The sequence below is a fragment of the Myxococcales bacterium genome (assembly GCA_022563535.1).
Lineage (GTDB): Bacteria > Myxococcota_A > UBA9160 > UBA9160 > UBA4427 > DUBZ01.
On the sequence record JADFNE010000044.1, the window covers coordinates 17,565 to 35,419 of the forward strand.

The following is a 17,855-nucleotide window of genomic DNA, read 5'->3' on the forward strand; positions in this document are numbered from 1 at the left end:
TGTAACGGTCAATGCAGTGAGGGTCAGCTCTTTCCGGACGGCTTGGGCACGTCGAAGAGCGCGGCAAGTTCCTCCGAGGCCTCTTCCGCGCGTTGAAAGAGATTTTCGACGACCTCCTCAGAAAGATCGAGATGCTCGAGACACATTGTCTCGACGACCTTGAAATCTGGAAGATGGGATGCGACCGCGACCGCGCCGACCGGCGAGTGGTCGAGGCCCACCCCTTCGAGTTCATCGAGGCTCGAGTGGTGCAAACCGATGCAACACACCAATACGTCGGGAAAGCCCCAGCTGCGCGCGAGCCAGGCGCCGGCCTGGGCGTGATTCCAGGACAACTCATCGTCTTCGACCGAGATCAGACTGCGGTCCGAGTCGCGAGCCCGTTCTAGCACCGGCGCGTAGTGGCTCTGCCACTGGGTCAAGAGAATCGGCTGCGCCATGTCCTGCAGCAGCCCACCGGTGAAGGCCTCCCCTTCGTGTCCCGGAGCGATCTTTGCGGCCAGCGCTTCTGCAAAAACCGCCCGCTGAAGTGAGGTCTGCCAAAACGCCGCCCCGTCGAAGCTGCCCCCCTTGCGGGGAAGCGCGTCCGCGGCGGCAAAGGCGATGGTGAGGAACTGAATTTGCGCGAGGCCCAGCATCGCCACGGCCCCGCGCACATCGGCGACCTTCACGGCCAGCCCCATACCGGCCGAGTTCACGGTGCGCATGATCTTGGCCGAGATACCGAGATCAGCGGAAATCAACGTGGCTGCCTCCCTCACGTCGCAGTCCTCTTGCCCGACCAACTCGATGAGTTTCACAGCCGTCTGGGGCAGCGGCGAGATCTCCATCCCGCCAAAGAGCTTGGCAAAGTTTCCTGTCGAGATGGCGGATTGCTCAGTCAGCTTTCGCCACAACGTTGTCAATCGATCTCTCCATCTTGTCCTCGCCCCATCCCGGGCAAGTCATTGCTCAGCGTACTCATCGGCCGGTCGTGTTGATGACTGTGCGAGGTCGACACGACCGCACGGCGGGGAGTCTCGGTCGAAGGCCGGGGGGTCGGGGGGTGAAATACCGACGTGCGCGGTCGACAGAGACATGGAGGTTGTTGCTCAGTCAACCTTCCGCAGCAGATGGCCGAATCATTTCCCAAGCATGACCATGACGAAGACTCGCAGCGAGTTTCTGATCAAGTGGATCGCGCGGCTGGCGCGGATTCAGCCCTGGTATCTGATGGTTCGCTATCCGAACCGCTGGACAAGGTCGCTATTCGCCTTTGTCAATGGGGGAGTCTCGATCTTGATCATGGCCGCGATGGCCAACTATTCTCACCAGCCGTTGCTCTTTCCCTCTCTGGGTCCCCGCGCCTTTCTTTTCTTCTCACAACCGTCGGCTGCGGCGGCCTCTCCCCGCAACGCGGTTCTCGGCCATGGCCTCGGGGCACTCATCGGTTGGGTGTGCTTTGTCGTATTTGACATCGACACCGCTTTCGGAGGCATTGCCGCCATCGCGGTTTCCCTCAGTCTGATCAGCGCCGTCATGATCGCGACCAACCTCTCCCATCCGCCCGCCGCTTCCACCGCGCTGATGGTTTCCATGGGCCTGATTCACGGTGGGGCAGAGTTGGTTGCGATCATCGTCGCCGTCGCGCTGCTGGCCGCACAGGCCTTCGTGTTCAATCGGTTGTCCGGGATTTCCTACCCCGTCTGGGCTCCCCGGGCAGCTGCGCCAGCAGAAGGCTTCGTACCCCTGGCGCTAGAAACCGACGAAGCAGCCACGCCGAGCGATCCCTACGCTGCGGTGTGGCCAACCAACTGGTCCGGCGCGGGGCAATCCAGCGACCGGGCAGGAATAAGTGATGCTCGCCTGCGTTCGCGTTTCTTGATCAGGACGACCACTCGTCAAAGCAGGTGATCTCTTCCGGCGGTTGCCGGACCGCCAGCTTGAAATCGGTTCCCACCGTGTACGCAACCGGCAGCAACGCGACCTGCATCACGTCGTCGGGAATGTTCAGAAGTTTTGCGATATCGGCTTCGAAGAACAGGCTGATCGTCGTCAGCGTCGAACCGAGCCCCCGACTGCGCAGTGCAAGCTGGAAGTTCCACATCGCCGGAAAGATCGAGCCGTAGATGGCAGCCGCCATCCCATGCGGCGCACCATCCGGCAAACGGCCCTGCAGGCACGGGATCACCAGCGCCGGCACTTCGCCCATGTGATCGAGCAACCATCCCGCGGAGTCGTAGACGCGGTGGGTCTGGGCATCGGCGTCGGGGAGTTGTGCCCTGGCTTGATCGATGAACTGCTTGCCGCGCCCGTAGATCTCCCCGACGGCCTTTCTCTTCTCGGGATCCATCACGACCAGCCAACGCCATTGTTGCGTGTTTGATGCGGTCGGTGCTTGCTGGGACAAACGAATGCAGTCGAGGATCACTTCTCGTTCGACGGGGCGCTCGAGATCGAGGCGACGGCGCACCGCTCTCGTGGTGGAAAGCAATCGGTCTGTCTCTTTGAGATCGAAGGGGGCGGCCATTGTTTCTCCAGTCCTCTGGTGATTCGATGCCCAGCGACGGGCAGAGACTCCATTCTATGGCGTGCTGTAGGGGGACGACAGGCGAAGTCGAGAGTGAATCGGGAGGCGGAAGCCTCGTCACCATCCAGCTGTCCATCCACACCCCCTCCCCGTAGCGCCAATACAAAGGCCCGGGGACTGGGCTGATCGAGCGAATTGCCGCGTTCCAGAGGGGATCGGCTCCATATAGTGCGCACTCGCAGTCAATTTCAAGAATGGCCTCGCTCTATCATTAATCAGCAACTTCGGCCGCAAGTATCGGGCCCGCTTACCGGGGAAGCCAATCGGGCTAAACTGGGCTCCAGACCCGCAGCATCCAAAATCTCACAAATATTGATTTTCATTGAACTTTCTCTTGCAAGGCGAGTCTCGAGTGACGCATAATAGAGTTCGCACAGGCACTTCATTGGAGAACAAGTTCATGCACAACTCTATTTCACCGGCATCGACCGGCCGCCTCAAGTCGGTCTGCGCCCTATTGATTGTCACAATGGGCCTGCTCATTGCCGGATCCGCCAGCGCGACGAGCGTTTCATACACCCTCGACGCCCACTTCATTTTTCCCAGTTCTCTAGACATTACCGGTCAAGGCACGTTCACCGCCGACGATGTGACTGGTGTCATTAGCGCGTTCGAGTGGGCCGCGATCCCTAGCTACTCCTTTTCCTCTCTATCTTTGACTGACTTCGACTCTGGGTCCGCGACATTTGTCGCAGGTGTTCTAACCGGATTGTCCGTCGACGCAAACGACGGATACACGAGGCTCGTGCTTTCCGTCGGAGACGGCGATGGCGGGCCGATCGCAGAACTCAGGACCGATCTCTTTTTCGCCATGGGCTCATACGCCATTTTTGATGCCGAGACAGGAACCCAAATTCTCGGAGTGACCGCGTCGCCGATGCCGGAACCCAGCGCGGCCGTGCTTTACGGAGCAGGCCTTCTCATCGCCAACGGGACGATGCGCAGGCGGCGGCAACGCTAGGCTAGTCCCCCCAAAGAAAACGACGACACGCGGAGATATTGCGCGTCGCCAGCGCAGCCCGAGAGTCGTGCGGAGTTAACAACCTCACCACTTCGCTGCTCGCTCTTTTGCCTTCCTTGCGTTGTCTTGTCTTCTCTGCCTGGGAGCCATCCCGGCGAGCCCCCCGCAAATAACCCACCGATCGCTTCCGTAGTCTTCTGTCAAGCGCAGATTTTCCGTCAAGCGCGGAAAATTCCAGCTGGGTAGCGACCCAGCGTCGACAATCAAGCGTGTACCCTGGATGGTCGATGAGAATTCAAACACGACGCATTCGAGATGGCTCGGGTGCGTGCGGCAGGAGCTGACTGTGACTCACACAATTCTGATTATCGACGACGACCAAGCTGTACACAATATGGTGGACGAGCATCTTCGTGCCGACGACCTGCGTGTACTGCACACCTGCAGCCCAATGGAAGGAATTCAGCTGGCTGCCGTCGAGCTTCCCGACGTCGTTCTGCTCGACGTCAACATGCCGGGTATGGACGGACTCAAGGTCTGCCGCCATCTGAAGGAAGCGGAAACCACGCGTGACATCCCGATCATCTTTCTGACGGTAAACCGCGACGCCAAGCAGATCGCGCGTGCCCTCGACTGCGGTGGAAGCGACTACATCCACAAGCCCTTCGAGCAAGTCGAGCTTCAAGCCAGAGTGAGGGCAACCCTGCGAACGAAACGCATGCTCGATCTCCTCAAGGTGCAAGCGCGCATCGACGGGCTCACGGGCCTCAAGAATCGCGCGGCCCTCGACGACGCCCTCGAAGCTTCGATGTCCGCGTTTCAGCGCATGGACGCGCCGATGTCGCTGCTGATGCTCGACGTCGATCATTTCAAAGAGATCAACGACCAACACGGCCACGGTGTCGGAGACGAAGTTCTGCGACATATCGGCGAGGTCATCTCGGCGACCTGCCGGCCCTACGATACGGCGTGTCGCTTTGGAGGAGACGAATTTACTGTGATCTTCGGCCAGACTCTCGCGTCCCAATCCGAACTCGCTGCGAAGCGAATGATGGCCGCGATCGTTGGGCAACCGGTCCGCGCAGAGAAATATGAGCTCAACATCAAACTGAGCGGCGGCCTGGTCTCGGTCGAAAATCTCCCCGACGAGGCGACGGTCGCCGATCTCGTCAAAGCGGCGGACGCAGCCTTGTATGAGGCGAAGCGCTCGGGTCGAGGCCGGCTCGTAATCCACGAATAGCTGCGCAAAAGACGTCGCCGCGGCCCCTTTCCCTCGGCTGCGGTGCATCGGAAGAAAATTCAGTACAACAGAGACCGAGGGAATCCCATGAGAGTGGTAGCGGGGGTATTCGCAGCGGTCTTTCTGCTCAGCGCCGCTGTACAGTGGAACGATCCCGATCCGCTTCGCTGGATTTGCGCATATCTCGTGGCAGCGGTGCTCTCGATCACAGCAGCGATGGGACGCACCCTGCTGATCCCGAACGCAGCGGCCGCGGCGGTGTTCGCCGCCTGGTTCCTGTCACTCGCCCCAACGATCGGATCCGCCGACCCTGAAGCCTTCACTTCGTTCCAGATGAAAGACGTGAGCCACGAAGAGCCGCGGGAGGCGATGGGGCTGGCCCTGTGTGCTGTTTGGACCGCCGTCCTGGCGGGATTCGCGTGGCGCGCCAAGCATCATTGCGAGCACCGCGCCTAGGAGTCTGCGCGGCAGAAGGCGCACGCCCCTAGCCCACAGATCATTTCGCGTTGCTGTCCGCCTCGAAGTAGGACTGCAATTCTCCGATTTCTTGGTATGGGCGGGTGACTATTCCTACAGCCTTCCGAAGGTTGCCCAACCCACCGCGTATTCCGAATTTCCTCCGCTAGCCCCATGCACCTCGCTCTGTACCGAGTACCGGTCGAACGACTCCTGCAAAATAAATTAAAAACCCTAGGTCGCTTCCGATTGCATCCCCTGGCCGCGAATCCCCTAAAGGCTGTATGGCGAATAGGCGATTCGACCTAGTAGCGCAGCAACATTGGGCGGCACGGATCTAGTTCGCCATCTGCTCGAGTTGCGCTGAATACTTGGAGGAGCTCCTGTTCGTGACGAATCAATCACTCGTTGATGCGATTGCCGTGCTTCCGGCTGATGCCCGCGCGCATATCGACAAAATTATCGCTGAAAACGAAGAGCTTCGTTCGTTTGTGAAAGAAAAGGAACGCCTTCTGCGTTCCATGGGGGAGCTCCACGCGCAATGTCTCGAACTCCATGACGTCGAGGCAGAACTTCATAACGAACTCGCTCGGGTCTATGTGTCGGCCACCCAATTGAGTTCTTCCATCTCGCGGCCCGAGATCATCTCCGCATTACAGCAGATCATCGCCAACCTGATCGGCTCCGAAGAAGTCGCAATTCTGTCCTCCGAGCCCGAAATCGCAGGAGGCACCAAACCGCAGGTGCTTTCGCAGTGGGGGATCGAGTCCGATTGGATCGAGAAGCGAGAAGAGGACTGGGCACTGATAGAGGAGGTGCTGCGAACGGGAACCTCTTTCTATTCGTATTCACTGGCGATTTCGACGAAGGCGAGTTGAGCGAAGGAACAAACCAGACCCTGAATGCCTGTTTTGTATTGCGCGCGGGCGAAAAACTCGCGGGGGCAGTTGCCATTTTCAAACTACTTCCGCAAAAGCACTCGCTTACCAAGGCAGACCAGCAGCTTTGCGAAATGATCGCAATGCTGGGGGGCCAGGCTTTGTATTGCAGCGAACTGCATTCTCGACTGAATCCGGAACAAGAATAGCGTCGCTTCGCGAACTGAATCTTCAAGAGCAACCTGGGAGTACATGTGGGAGTCAAAGCCAGAATCCTTTGCGTGGAGGACAGCCGTGTTTTCCAGCAACTCATCCGAATGAATCTTCGTCATCTCGGAGACGTCGAGCTGGTTTTTGCCGACGACGGGATGGCCGGGCTTCGTTATCTGATCCAGGAAGATTTCGATCTCGCCCTGGTCGACATCAATATGCCGGTCATGGATGGGCTGACTCTGCTTCGTCTCTATCTCGAGGATGAGACGGAGCCGAAGGTTCCGATTGTAATCGTCACCACGGACGGGGGAGACGAGACTGGCGACGAGGTTCTTGGCCTGGGGGCATCTGCATTCATCACCAAGCCAATCAATGGAGAGAAGCTGCGAAAGGTCGCTATCGAACTGATCGAAAAATTTCAATCCGACTGAGGCGCCGTCGGTTTGTGAGAGACAGAAGCACGCGCGGTTGCGTTTCGCTTCTTCGTCCGGTTCTGAATATGACGTTCGTACTCGGGAGAAATGAACATGAACAAAATTTTGCTGGTTGATGATTCGAAGGTCGCATTGTTTTCCGAACGCATCATGCTCGAGCGCTCGGGCCTCTACGAGATTGTCGTCGCCAGGGATGGAGACGAAGTTCTCGATATGGTCGAAGCAGAAGATCCAGACCTGATCGTGATGGACGTCATCATGCCGACCATGTCGGGTTTCGAAGCCTGCCGCGCCCTGCGTGCACAACCTCAGACCAAGGACATTCCCGTCATTCTCGTGACGACCCGCGGCGAGGCTTGCAACATCGAAGAGGGCTACGCGAGCGGCTGCAACGACTATGTAACAAAACCCGTCGATGGCCCCGAACTCTTGCGGAAAATCGAAAATCTCATCTAGTAGAGCGGCAGGAGGGTACGTGGCCGAAGAACGTGAAAACGAGGGACTCGAGTTCGACCCGAAGCAGTTGCAGCACCAGCTGGAGATGGCTGTTTGCCAACGGGACGAGCTGCGGAAAGAGGTCGATCGCCTTACGAAGGCGCTCTCTTCGATCGAGTCGGAACACGAGCGTTTCCTCGAGCATCATGCGGTCGTCCAGTCGCAAAATTCCAATCTAGAGAATCTCTATGTCGCCACGTCTCGGCTTCATGGATCTCTCAAGCGGGAAGAAGTCCTCAATGTGATCGAGGAGATCGTCGTCAACTTGATTGGTTCCGCGGAACTGGCGATCCTGGAGGTCGACAGCAATACCGGTCAAATTCGGGTCCAGAGAGCACGCGGCGTCAACCCCGTTCCCCTCGAGTCGATCGTTTTGGGCGAAGGCAAGCTTGGTCGCGCACTCGCCTCCGGCCGCGAATTCATTTGCTCTGAACAGAGTTCCGTGGCCGCGAGCGAAGAGGTAAAGCCCGGCGAGGCCAATCTGACAGCCTGCGTTCCGCTTCAAGTCTGTGGGAGTGTTACGGGCGCAATCGCCATCTATCGCCTGCTCGATCAAAAGCCGGGACTCGAGCCGCTCGACTTCGAACTTCTAGAACTCCTGGGGGAGTTGGCGGGGGTTGCACTGTATGCCGCCGCTCTCGCGGAGGGTGGAGTCGTGATGAATGTAGAGCAACGGCGGTAACTCACCCGTGACGATCCGAAAAGCAACAGCAGAGAATCTACCTGCAACCGACGGCGCGAATCCGGTCGAAGTGCCCGCGGTCTATTTGCATCCGGGCCACGCGTTCACGACGCGTGATGGAGCATCCGTCATGACGATCCTCGGATCGTGTGTCGCAGTTTGTCTATGGGATGAGCTGGGCTCCGTCGGCGGCATGGTTCACTTCGCATTGCCTCGGGCTCCTCATGGGAAGAACAACCAGCCCTTTCGATACGGCAATACCGGAATCGCTGCGATGATCGAACGACTCGAGATACTCGGCGCGCGGCGCGAAAACCTGCGAGCCAAAGTCTTCGGCGGGGCTGCGGTTTTGCGTACATCCAGCGTGCCCGGCGGACATCTCGGAATCAAGAATGTCGAAGCGGCCCTACGGGCTCTACTCGAGATCGGAATCCCGATCGTTGCCATCGAGACGGGCGGACGGCGGGGGCGGAAGATTCTCTTTCATACACACGATGGTTCGGCCTGGGCGAAGCAGGTGCAGACATGAACGAACTCGACGATGCGGAAGTCACAGCAATTTTGCGCGAGGTTTTCGCAGAACAATCTGTCGAACTCTTTTCCGAAATGGAGCAAGCGCTGCTGGCGCTGGAGCGCGAGCCAACGGATGTGGCGAGCCTGCAAACGGTCTTTCGAGTCTGTCACACGCTCAAGGGGGACGCGTTGTCGTTGGGATTCGAATCTCTCGGGCGACTCGCCCACGCCCTCGAAGACCTGTTGGCAGCCGCTCGGAGCGGAGAACTAGAGGTAGAGGCTGATCTCATCAGCCTGCTTCTCGAAGCAGTGGACACCGCCAGGTTCATGGCTGCCCATGCGCTCGAAGGACAGGACGAGGAGTCGCTCGTTGCGGCGGAAATGCACGAACGCATTCAAGCCCATCTCCAAGCGGGCAATGTAACGACAGTTCCAAAGGTAGCCGCGCAGCCTGCAGCCGAGCTTCACGAAGCGTCACGTACCCCGGATGTCGCCCAGACCTTGCGCGTACGAGTCGATCTTCTCGATCGTTTGCTCAATCTCGCGGGCGAGATCGCCATTGGACGCGGCGGGATGACCGAACGCCTTTTGGGCGATCTCGCGCCGAGCACGGAAGAGCTACTCGAGATTCACCAGGAGTTGGACCCACTCGTAGACGAGTTGCAGCAGGCCGTGATGGCCCTGAGGCTCGTCCCAATTTCTCCACTCCTTCGGCAACAGCATCGCTTGGTGCGCGACGCCGCAATTGCGGAGGGAAAGCAGGCCCGATTGGTCGTCAATGGCGACGGGGCCGAGCTGGATACGACCATTGTCGAGCACTTGCGAGATCCACTCAGTCACTTGATGCGCAATGCCATTGCGCACGGGATCGAATCAGCGGACGAGCGCATTCGGGCGGGAAAATCGCCTGAGGGACAGATCACGCTTTCCGCCGAGCGGAAGGGAGCCAGCATCTTTGTCGATATCCGAGACGACGGTCGTGGCCTCGACGCAAATCGAATTCGAAGCAGGGCCATACAAGTGGGACTGCTCCAAGAACACGAAGAGAGATCGGACCACGAACTCTTCGAGCTGATCTTCGAACCAGGTTTTTCAACACTGGACGAAGCGAGTCGCATTGCCGGACGCGGCGTCGGAATGGATGTCGTTCGACGCAACATCGAAAAGGTCGGAGGCACCGTCTCGATCGACAGCCAAACTGGCATCGGGACACATATTCAGATCGAGTTGCCATTGACGGTCGCAATCGTCGATACATTAGGAGTCGGAGTCGGCGGCGAAGACTATTTCATTCCACTCAACACCGTGGTCGAATGCCTCGAGCTGCCGCAGGCCTTGCGCAACGACTCAGCGGGGGGAGTGCTCGAGCTTCGCGGTCGTCCCCTGCCCTTCATTCGCCTGAATCGTGTCCTCAATACCCGAAAAACTGAATCTTCACGCGAGCATGTCGTCGTGATCCAGCACCGCGGGCAACGCGCCGGAATTGCGGTTGATGTCCTCCACGGCGAGAGCCAGGCGGTCGTCAAGCCTCTCAGCGCGCTCGTTCCCGGCACTCCGGGCATCGCGGGAACAACCATTCGCAGCGACGGGCGTGTGGCCTTGCTCCTGGACGCCCCGGCACTGCTTCGGAAGGCCGTGGGCTGGCAAACGGGCGGCCAACACGGCGGTGGCACGGAGAACAGAAAATCGAAGACAGCAGGATTGACAGCGAGAGCACCTTTACGGAGCTGAAAGAAGGGAGAGGGGTTGTGTTCCAAAGTATGAGTTTCCGAAAGAAAGTGTTGTTGCTGCCACTTTCTGCAGCGATCGCATTCAGCGTCGTGCTCGCTTCCTCGTTTTATTTCGGCGAGCAAAGTAGCGATGCGCTCAGCAAGGTCGAGAAGGGTTACTACCCGGCGATCGACCTGAACCGCGATCTCGAGGGTCTACTCGCCACACTTCAACGGAGTCTTCAGGACGCCGTTGCAGCAAGCGATGAGGACGGCCTGATTGAAGCACAGGATATTCGGCGTCAATTCCTGGAGCGTCTGGCCACAGGAAGGAACAACCCGGCGATCGATCAGGCAACCCGAAAAGAACTCGAAATTGCATTCGACAACTACTTTGCCCTCGCTTCCGGCGCCGCCGGCCAGATGATCGCGCAAGAAGACTTTGACGAAGGATTGACGGTAACGCTGAGACAGGTCGCAAGCGAATACAACGCGATCCGAGAGACCCTCGAATCAAATTCGAAATCCTTCAGTCTCGCCCTTGCAAAGGGCTTCGAGGTAGCAAGTTCCGTTCAGCGGACGTCCACCTACTTCACCGGAGCAATTTTGGTCATTTCTCTCGTCTTGCTGAGCGCGACGGCGCTGATTTTGACTCGGGGTGTAACGCGCCCGATAGCGGAGGCCACTCGGATTGCGAATGCGTTGACGGCGGGTGATCTCACGGTTCGAATTTCGGAGACCTCGAACGACGAAATTGGTCGCATGCTCAACGGGATGGATCAACTCTCGATGCGCCTGAAACACGTCTTTGAGGACATGCATTCATCTTTCGATGGTCTCTCTTCAGTCGCGCAACAGCTGGCGAGTTCCTCGCAGAGCGTTTCGAGCGGCACCAGTGAGCAGGCGGCTGCCGTCGAAGAGACCACCTCGAGCCTCGAAGAAATGAACGCCTCGATCAACGAGAACGCGGAAAACAGTCGAAAGCTCGAAGAGATGGCGCTCCAGGGCGTGAGCGACGCCGAGGCAAGCGGAAAAGCAGTAGAAGAAACGGTCGAAGCCATGAAGACGATCGCGGACCGCATCTCGATCGTCGAGGAAATCGCCTATCAGACAAATCTCCTGGCACTCAACGCCGCGATCGAGGCTGCGCGCGCCGGCGAACATGGCAAGGGGTTCGCGGTCGTGGCGACCGAAGTCCGAAAATTGGCCGAACGGAGCCAGGCGGCCGCGCGCGAGATCGGCGACGTCGCTTCGAGGAGTGTCGATGCTTCCCAGCGATCGGGAGATCTGCTCGCCCAACTCGTTCCCGCGATTCAGTTGACCGCCGAACTCGTGCAAGAAGTGGCCGCAGCTTCGAGGGAACAGTCCTCAGGTGTCGCGCTGATCAATCAGGCGATGACCCAGGTCGATTCGGTCGCCCAACGCAATGCGGCCGCCGCAGAGGAGCTTTCGAGCACTGCCGCCCAACTCTCGGCTCAGGCCATTCAGATGAAGCAGTCGATCGCCTTCTTCCATACGGGATCGGGCAGCAATCTTACGCAGGGGGACGCGAGGGGCCCGACTCACAACGAGCAAGTCTCAACCCCACAAGTAGTCGGAGCGGACACGGCGCAGATGGAACCGCCCACCGCCGCGAGCCAGGAGATTGAGTGGGAGGAGTTTTCCGAGGTCCGGAGCGGTATGCCGGATAGCAGTTACAAAAAGGTCTAGGGGTCAGCATGGAGGCCATAGAACACGTCGCAGAGCATCGCAGTCAATACTTGACGTTCGAAGTATGTCAAGAGATTTACGCGATCGCAATTCTCGACCTGCGCGAAATCATCACTTTCGAATCGGCGACAAGAATACCGATGGCGCCCGAGGCCATTCGCGGGCTGATCAACCTTCGGGGTAGCGCGGTTCCAGTGATCGACCTCGCTATCAAGTTTGGCAAGACCCAGACACCGGTATCCAAACGAACTTGCGTGATAGTCCTCGATTCGAGCAGTCTGAACGAGCGTGGCTTGATCGGAATTCTGGCTGATCAAGTCTGTGAAGTCATCGAGTTGTCAAAGGCAGAAATCGAGGACGCACCGGATTTTGGAGCGTCCGTCACGTCGGACTACCTCAAAGGCCTCGCCCGTGTTTTTGATAAGTTCGTGCCGATCCTGGATGTCGACCGACTTCTCTCGCTTGAGGAGTCGGCAATCACACACGACTCACCTTCCGAGATTGAACTTGAACCCAAGTCGGATTCCGAACCAGCAGAATCGCCCGAAGACACCGCCGAGAAAGAGTCGAAGCCTCGGCGTTCTTCCAAGAAAAAATCGAAATCCTGAGCTCGTCGTGAGCTTCGCCGACCTCGAATCCTGAGCAGCGTATCGTGAACCCGACCGCCAAATCAGCAACGCTGGAAATACAGCCACTGGGTGTTCGCGAGTTCGACCTGCTGCGGGCGTACATTCGCTCGGTGAGCGGGATCGAGCTCTCATCCAAGAAAATGGCTCTGGTAGAATCGCGATTGAACCGTCGCCTGCTGTCTCTAGGCCTCCGTTCCTTTCGCGAATACTATATCCGGCTGCTCCAAGATGATGATTCCGAATGCCAGAACATGCTCGATCGCATCACGACAAACGAGACCTCGTTCTTCCGAGAACCCGCTCAATTCGAACTGCTCGAAGAGGTCGTGATTCCGCGTTGGAAAGAGCAAGCGCGGGGGAAGCGGCGGCGAAAACACATTCGGGTCTGGAGTGCGGGATGTTCGACGGGCGAAGAGCCGTATTCCGTCGGGATGTGCCTGCTTCACGCGCTTCCCCGGACAGAAGGTTGGAACATCGAAATCATCGCGAGCGATATCTCGCTCGAGGTGCTGGAACAAGCCAGTCACGGGGTCTACTCCGTAGATCAGACACAAGCCATCCCCACGATCTATCGAGATAAGTTCATGTTGAGGGGACGCGGCCCACAGAGCGGCAAGGTAAAAGTCGGGACTGATCTGCACGCGAGCGTGCGATTTGGTCGCTTCAACTTGAGCGCGTCGCACTATCGTTTCCGGCAACCCTTCGACCTGATCCTGTGTCGCAATGTACTGATCTACTTCGGGCGCGACGAGAAAATGGGGGCGGTGCACCGGATGCTGGATCTGCTCGTTCCGGATGGACTTTTCATGCTCGGCCACGCCGAGAGCCTGCAGGGACAGACCGAGCGCGTTCGCTCCGTACGCCCGACCGTTTATTCGTTGACTGATGCGCCGCTGTTCTCTACCGATGCTGGGCAGCCGGAGGACACTCTTTGACGATCCTCCGAAACAAACTCGAGCGAGAAAAGTCCGACAAGATCAACAACGCCAACAAGGATCGACAGGCGATTCACGTGTTGTCCGTAGATGATTCTGCCGTTGTTCGTGAGATGATGTCTTGCTTGCTGCCCGACGCAAACGGATTGACCCTCGACGTCGCGGCGGATCCGGTGATCGCGACGCGCAAAATTGCGCAGCGCCGGCCCGATGTGATTTTGCTGGATCTCGAAATGCCGCGGATGGATGGTCTCAGCTTCATGAGAGAACTCATGGCAAAGAATCCGATTCCGGTCGTGATCTGCTCCGGATACGCCGCGCGTGGAACCGATATTGCGTTGCAGGCTCTTTCCGAAGGTGCGTTCGAGATCCTCAGCAAGCCGAAGCGAGGTGTTGCGGATTTCCTGGAAAAATCCGTGGCAGAGTTTCGGACGGTCCTGCGCGAAGCCGCCAAGTCCGCTCGCCCCAAGAGCAGAACAGCCGGCGCCACCTTGCAGGCTGTTCCCTCGCGAAGACTGGCGACAATACCGCCACCCGACAGAACGTCATCGGGTCAATTCAGTGTGGTTGCAATTGGAACGTCGACGGGAGGGCCGACGGCACTGAACGATGTGCTGGGCAAGCTGACGCCCAACTGCCCTGGGATCGTGGTCGTGCAACACATGCCGCCCAATTTTACTGCCGCGTTGGCGCGTCGGCTCGATTGGAGCTGCCAGATCAGCGTGCGTGAGGCGTTGCACGGGGACCTGGTTGCCCCGGGCACCGCATTGATTGCTCCCGGTGACCGCCATCTCATGCTCGTGCGCAGGGGGGCCCATCTTTCCGTAGCCTTGGCCGATGGACCCGAAGTCAATGGCCACAAGCCGAGCGTCGATGTGCTCTTCAAGTCCGTGGCCCTGGCAGCGGGTTCCAGGGCATGTGGTGTGATCTTGACCGGGATGGGGGCTGACGGCGCCGTCGGCCTGGCGGTGATGCGAGCGGCAGGTGCAACTACGCTCGGTCAGAGCGAGGCGAGTTGCGCTGTCTACGGAATGCCCCAGCGAGCATTTGAGTTGGGTGCGATCGAACGGGTCGTTGAGCTTTGCGATGTCGCAAATGCCATCGACGAGGATTTCGAATAAAGCCCCCGCCCCTGCAAGCTCGCAGCGGCGTCGATTGGATGCCCAATCGCGGCTACCCCAGGCTAGTCACGCAGCTTTATAACCTTGACCTTGCTCGTGTCCGCGCCCTGCGAGACGTACCCGATGGCCCATTGCCTGCTCGCCACAAAGGCGATCACGTCGGCGTCAGAGCGCAGTTCCGGAGGCGGCACGCCGCGCCCCGAAAAAATCTGCTGCTGCCAGTAGGCTTTCATCGCGCCCACGGACTTTCCGAGAATCGCCTGGCTGAAGCGTCCGCGTGTCGGATTGCCGGCCGTAAGGTCTACGGGCTGAGCCCGCTGTCCATTATCCCACTTGGACACCTTCTTCATGATCAAGTCGGACAGTTGCTTGCGCGAAAGCGACTCGATCGGATTCACAGGGTTGACGATGACTGAAAAACTACCACCCGCAGCCGTGGCTTCCGCTTCGAGCAGCATTGGCACAATCAGCACCAACGATATGACCAGGGTCAGAAACCTGCTAGACCATCCAGATTCTTTGAACATTTCCGTGTTTCCCCTCCAGCGGAAAATCTTTTTTAATTTGGTGGAGACTACGGTTTACTCAGAACTCGACGACTATCGCAAGCCAGATCTTGTCGTTGTTGATGATGTTTCGCTTGTAGCTCGAGCCGCCATTATGCTCGAGCACGATGTCATACTCCAGCTTCAGCTGAAGGTGTGCCTCGGGCGAGTAGACAATGGCGGGAGCCAGGGTCAATAGTGAATTTCCAACCATGTCGTTCGTATCGATCGAGTCGATCTGGAAAACAAGGTCGACAAAATTGACGAAGCGCGAATGCTGCTCGAACATTCTCTGATAGACCTTGACATACCAGCCTTCGGCGTCTGCGGTTACGCTCGAGGAATCTAGCGTATTGTCTTCCCCTTCCCGCTCCATGTACTCGGCCTGAAGTCCAAAACCGGATTCATGTGATATTCGCAGATCAGTACCGAAGTGATTGAGCGGATTGTTGCCTTTGGGCGAACCGGTGTTGTATTGCTGCGTGGCGTACGAAAACCCGATGTCGCCGCCAAAGCCCAAAATGTTGCTGAAACTGATTCCGGTGCGACCGGCAAACAGCTTGTTGTTGTTGTTGTCCTCGGTGTGATTTTGCAAAGTCTCGTCCGCGTCGAACCAGGAGTCTCCATTCCCGTAGCCCCTGATACCGTTGCCGATCGAGAGGTCATAGAACCATGCCAACCCAGTATCGCCAATGGGCAGCTCACCGTAGATTTCCACGCCCACCGTTGACCAGTTTTCGAAGATGAGATCGTGGGTGAACGCGACCTGACGGACCATGTGGTTTTCAGGTGCGCGTAGGGTGAGAGAACGGTTGATGCCGAGGGGGACGTAGAACAATCCGGCGCGAATCGTCACCATGTCGCCCCAGAGGTCGTACTCCGCGAATGCCTGCACGGGAAGAATCAGCTTCTCAGGGGTGTGCTCGTACTCGAACTCTGCGATGACTCTGAGCCTTTCCGAGATGTTCGCTTTCGTGGATAGATAGAACTCGTGGTTGTCAAAGTTGGAGTTCGCTCCCTGACCGTCGTCGAACTCGAAGTCTAGATAACCGTGCCATTCGAGGAAGGACGTCGGAGAGCCGTACGTAACACTCTTCTGGTCTCTGATGGAGTGACCCTGTCGCTCCAAGCTGTAGTTGGGCGCTTCGTACTCTGCGTCGGGACCCTGTGCATCTACGCTCTGAGACGAAGTATCGATCTCGTCTGTAGCTGAAGCTGATTCAGCCAGCGCGATTCCGGAAATGCAGATTGCAGTCGCGACAAACGAAGTAAACGCAACCAACCCGAGTGACCTTAAATAGTTCATGGCAATTTCCCCCCAGTGCGACGCTATCAAGCATCGCGTTGTACAAATCATCAGAAATCGTGCGTAGTTTTTGGAATAGATGCTTCAAGGATAGTCGTCAGTCTCCAGAGTTACCTTTAGACCGATCTGGTTGAGAACCACGTAGTTTGCCCGGTGAAATACCTAGTTCGACGGTTGGGCTTGCACTGCACCAAGGCGATCTGAGGCAGGGCGATACACGACATGCGAGTTAGATTGACCCCACCTCGGGTTTCTTCGCAGCCGCCCTCTGCTCTGAAGGCAGAGTGAAGTAGAAAGTCGTGCCTTTGCCAATTTACGACTCGGCCCAGATATCGCCGCCGTGGGCAATCACGATCTTCTTGCAGAGTGCCAATCCAATCCCGGTGCCCTCATATTCTGCCCGGGTGTGGAGCCGCTGAAAAAGCATGAAGATGCGATCTGCAAAGCTGGCGTCGAAGCCGATGCCATTGTCGCGCACCGAAAACTTCCAGAACTCGCCCTCCTCGAGAGCCTCGATCTCGATCACAGCGGGTTCGTCGCCACTAAACTTCATCGCGTTCGAGATCAGATTCTGGAAGAGTTGGCGAAGACGCATCGGATTGCCTGACAAAGTGGGGAGCGATGCCACCTGAATGCGTGCACGGCTTTTGTGGATCGAAACATGGAGAGCAACCAGGACCTCCTCGAGCAGGAGGTTGAAGTCTATTGGACTCTCGTCCATTTCCATCCGGCCAACTCGCGAGTATTCGAGCAGGTCGCGGATCAACAACTGCATGCGCGTCGCGCCATCGACCGCGTAGTCGATATAGCTTTCGGCCCTTTCGTCGAGTTTTTTCGCGTATCGCTTCTTTAACAGCTGGGTGAACATGACCACCATACGCAGGGGTTCTTGAAGATCGTGAGATGCCGCGTACGCAAATTGTTGTAGCTCGACGTTCGAGCGCTCGAGTTCATCGGTCTTTTCTTTCAATTCTGCTTCGGCGCGCCGCCGATCCCGGTTCTCGTTCTCGAGATCGAGATTGGCCGCCTGGGCCGCCTGGTAGTGGCGCGAAACCTGCCTGGCGGCATTGTCCGCGCTCTCCTTTGCAATTCTCAACTCGGAGTCGCGAGCCTGTATTTCTTCGAGCATGTCGTTGAAGGCGTCGGTGAGTCGGCCTACTTCATCGTCGCTGGTTCGCACTGCTCGCAGTGCGTAGTTGCGTTCGCTCGAAACGAGATTCGAGAGCGTTTCGAGTGCCTCGATGGGCTTCGCGATCCAGCGCTGCACGACACGCGATAGCAACAGGCTAAAGAGCACAACCCCAACCGTGATGGCCGCAGCCATCACTTTGTACCGCTGAATGACCAGGTCAATCTCTCGCAGATCCGACAACACGATCAGGCGGCCCAGGTTTTCACCGCGGACGCCGACATTGCGCGTGACCGCCAGATGAGTGTCTGTAAAAATCTCACCCCCGTC

The 17,855-nt window shown here is 57.9% G+C and carries 20 protein-coding genes; 15 read left to right on the plus strand and 5 right to left on the minus strand.

The window, feature by feature from the left end; genetic code table 11:
- Positions 1 to 23: 23 nt before the first annotated feature.
- The gene (locus tag IH881_13725; protein ID MCH7868749.1) at positions 24 to 905 is read right to left on the minus strand and encodes an HDOD domain-containing protein; all 882 of its coding nucleotides are present in this window, start codon (positions 903 to 905) and stop codon (positions 24 to 26) included.
- A gap of 229 nt (positions 906 to 1,134) precedes the next feature.
- Here IH881_13725 and IH881_13730 point away from each other — a divergent pair, with 229 nt between their 5' ends.
- Positions 1,135 to 1,893: an HPP family protein gene (locus tag IH881_13730; protein ID MCH7868750.1), complete on the plus strand. Its 759-nt coding sequence runs from the start codon at positions 1,135 to 1,137 to the stop codon at positions 1,891 to 1,893.
- Here the strand turns inward: IH881_13730 and IH881_13735 are convergent.
- Positions 1,865 to 2,509, minus strand: coding sequence for a nitroreductase family protein (locus tag IH881_13735; protein MCH7868751.1), 645 nt, complete (start codon positions 2,507 to 2,509; stop codon positions 1,865 to 1,867). The genes IH881_13730 and IH881_13735 overlap by 29 nt on opposite strands.
- A gap of 460 nt (positions 2,510 to 2,969) precedes the next feature.
- Between IH881_13735 and IH881_13740 the strand changes: the two genes are divergently transcribed.
- The 14 genes from IH881_13740 to IH881_13805 all read left to right on the plus strand — a co-directional run bounded on the left by IH881_13740 (position 2,970) and on the right by IH881_13805 (position 14,545).
- Entirely contained in the window at positions 2,970 to 3,530 is a 561-nt protein-coding gene (locus IH881_13740) for a hypothetical protein (protein MCH7868752.1), read from the plus strand.
- Positions 3,531 to 3,876: 346 nt separating this feature from the next.
- Positions 3,877 to 4,770: a diguanylate cyclase gene (locus IH881_13745; GenBank protein MCH7868753.1), complete on the plus strand. Its 894-nt coding sequence runs from the start codon at positions 3,877 to 3,879 to the stop codon at positions 4,768 to 4,770.
- Positions 4,771 to 4,857: 87 nt separating this feature from the next.
- Positions 4,858 to 5,226, plus strand: coding sequence for a transmembrane 220 family protein (locus IH881_13750; protein ID MCH7868754.1), 369 nt, complete (start codon positions 4,858 to 4,860; stop codon positions 5,224 to 5,226).
- A gap of 389 nt (positions 5,227 to 5,615) precedes the next feature.
- On the plus strand, positions 5,616 to 6,104 hold the full coding sequence (locus IH881_13755) for a hypothetical protein (GenBank protein MCH7868755.1): 489 nt from the start codon (positions 5,616 to 5,618) through the stop codon (positions 6,102 to 6,104).
- Positions 6,101 to 6,313, plus strand: coding sequence for a hypothetical protein (locus IH881_13760; GenBank protein ID MCH7868756.1), 213 nt, complete (start codon positions 6,101 to 6,103; stop codon positions 6,311 to 6,313). Before IH881_13755 ends, IH881_13760 begins: the two co-directional genes overlap by 4 nt.
- A gap of 108 nt (positions 6,314 to 6,421) precedes the next feature.
- The gene (locus tag IH881_13765) at positions 6,422 to 6,748 is read left to right on the plus strand and encodes a response regulator (protein ID MCH7868757.1); all 327 of its coding nucleotides are present in this window, start codon (positions 6,422 to 6,424) and stop codon (positions 6,746 to 6,748) included.
- A 90-nt stretch (positions 6,749 to 6,838) separates the two neighbouring features.
- A complete protein-coding gene (locus tag IH881_13770; GenBank protein ID MCH7868758.1) occupies positions 6,839 to 7,207 on the plus strand; it encodes a response regulator in 369 nt (122 codons plus the stop codon).
- 19 nt (positions 7,208 to 7,226) lie between these two features.
- Positions 7,227 to 7,928, plus strand: a complete 702-nt coding sequence (locus IH881_13775; protein ID MCH7868759.1) for a GAF domain-containing protein — start codon at positions 7,227 to 7,229, stop codon at positions 7,926 to 7,928.
- Between the two features lie 7 nt (positions 7,929 to 7,935).
- Complete coding sequence (locus tag IH881_13780) at positions 7,936 to 8,457, plus strand: chemotaxis protein CheD (GenBank protein ID MCH7868760.1); 522 nt, start codon at positions 7,936 to 7,938, stop codon at positions 8,455 to 8,457.
- The gene (locus tag IH881_13785; GenBank protein MCH7868761.1) at positions 8,454 to 10,172 is read left to right on the plus strand and encodes a chemotaxis protein CheA; all 1,719 of its coding nucleotides are present in this window, start codon (positions 8,454 to 8,456) and stop codon (positions 10,170 to 10,172) included. Before IH881_13780 ends, IH881_13785 begins: the two co-directional genes overlap by 4 nt.
- 29 nt (positions 10,173 to 10,201) lie before the next feature.
- The gene (locus IH881_13790; protein ID MCH7868762.1) at positions 10,202 to 11,860 is read left to right on the plus strand and encodes a HAMP domain-containing protein; all 1,659 of its coding nucleotides are present in this window, start codon (positions 10,202 to 10,204) and stop codon (positions 11,858 to 11,860) included.
- Positions 11,861 to 11,868: 8 nt separating this feature from the next.
- A complete protein-coding gene (locus tag IH881_13795; GenBank protein ID MCH7868763.1) occupies positions 11,869 to 12,468 on the plus strand; it encodes a purine-binding chemotaxis protein CheW in 600 nt (199 codons plus the stop codon).
- 44 nt (positions 12,469 to 12,512) lie between these two features.
- The gene (locus IH881_13800) at positions 12,513 to 13,424 is read left to right on the plus strand and encodes a protein-glutamate O-methyltransferase CheR (GenBank protein MCH7868764.1); all 912 of its coding nucleotides are present in this window, start codon (positions 12,513 to 12,515) and stop codon (positions 13,422 to 13,424) included.
- 77 nt (positions 13,425 to 13,501) lie between these two features.
- The gene (locus tag IH881_13805; protein ID MCH7868765.1) at positions 13,502 to 14,545 is read left to right on the plus strand and encodes a chemotaxis response regulator protein-glutamate methylesterase; all 1,044 of its coding nucleotides are present in this window, start codon (positions 13,502 to 13,504) and stop codon (positions 14,543 to 14,545) included.
- Between the two features lie 62 nt (positions 14,546 to 14,607).
- Here the strand turns inward: IH881_13805 and IH881_13810 are convergent, their stop codons facing one another.
- From IH881_13810 to IH881_13820, 3 genes are all read right to left on the minus strand, one after another.
- Positions 14,608 to 15,072, minus strand: a complete 465-nt coding sequence (locus IH881_13810) for a substrate-binding domain-containing protein (protein MCH7868766.1) — start codon at positions 15,070 to 15,072, stop codon at positions 14,608 to 14,610.
- Positions 15,073 to 15,130: 58 nt separating this feature from the next.
- Positions 15,131 to 16,396: a hypothetical protein gene (locus IH881_13815; GenBank protein MCH7868767.1), complete on the minus strand. Its 1,266-nt coding sequence runs from the start codon at positions 16,394 to 16,396 to the stop codon at positions 15,131 to 15,133.
- A 313-nt stretch (positions 16,397 to 16,709) separates the two neighbouring features.
- A partial coding sequence (locus IH881_13820) for a HAMP domain-containing protein (GenBank protein ID MCH7868768.1) occupies positions 16,710 to 17,855 on the minus strand: 1,146 nt, incomplete at its 5' end.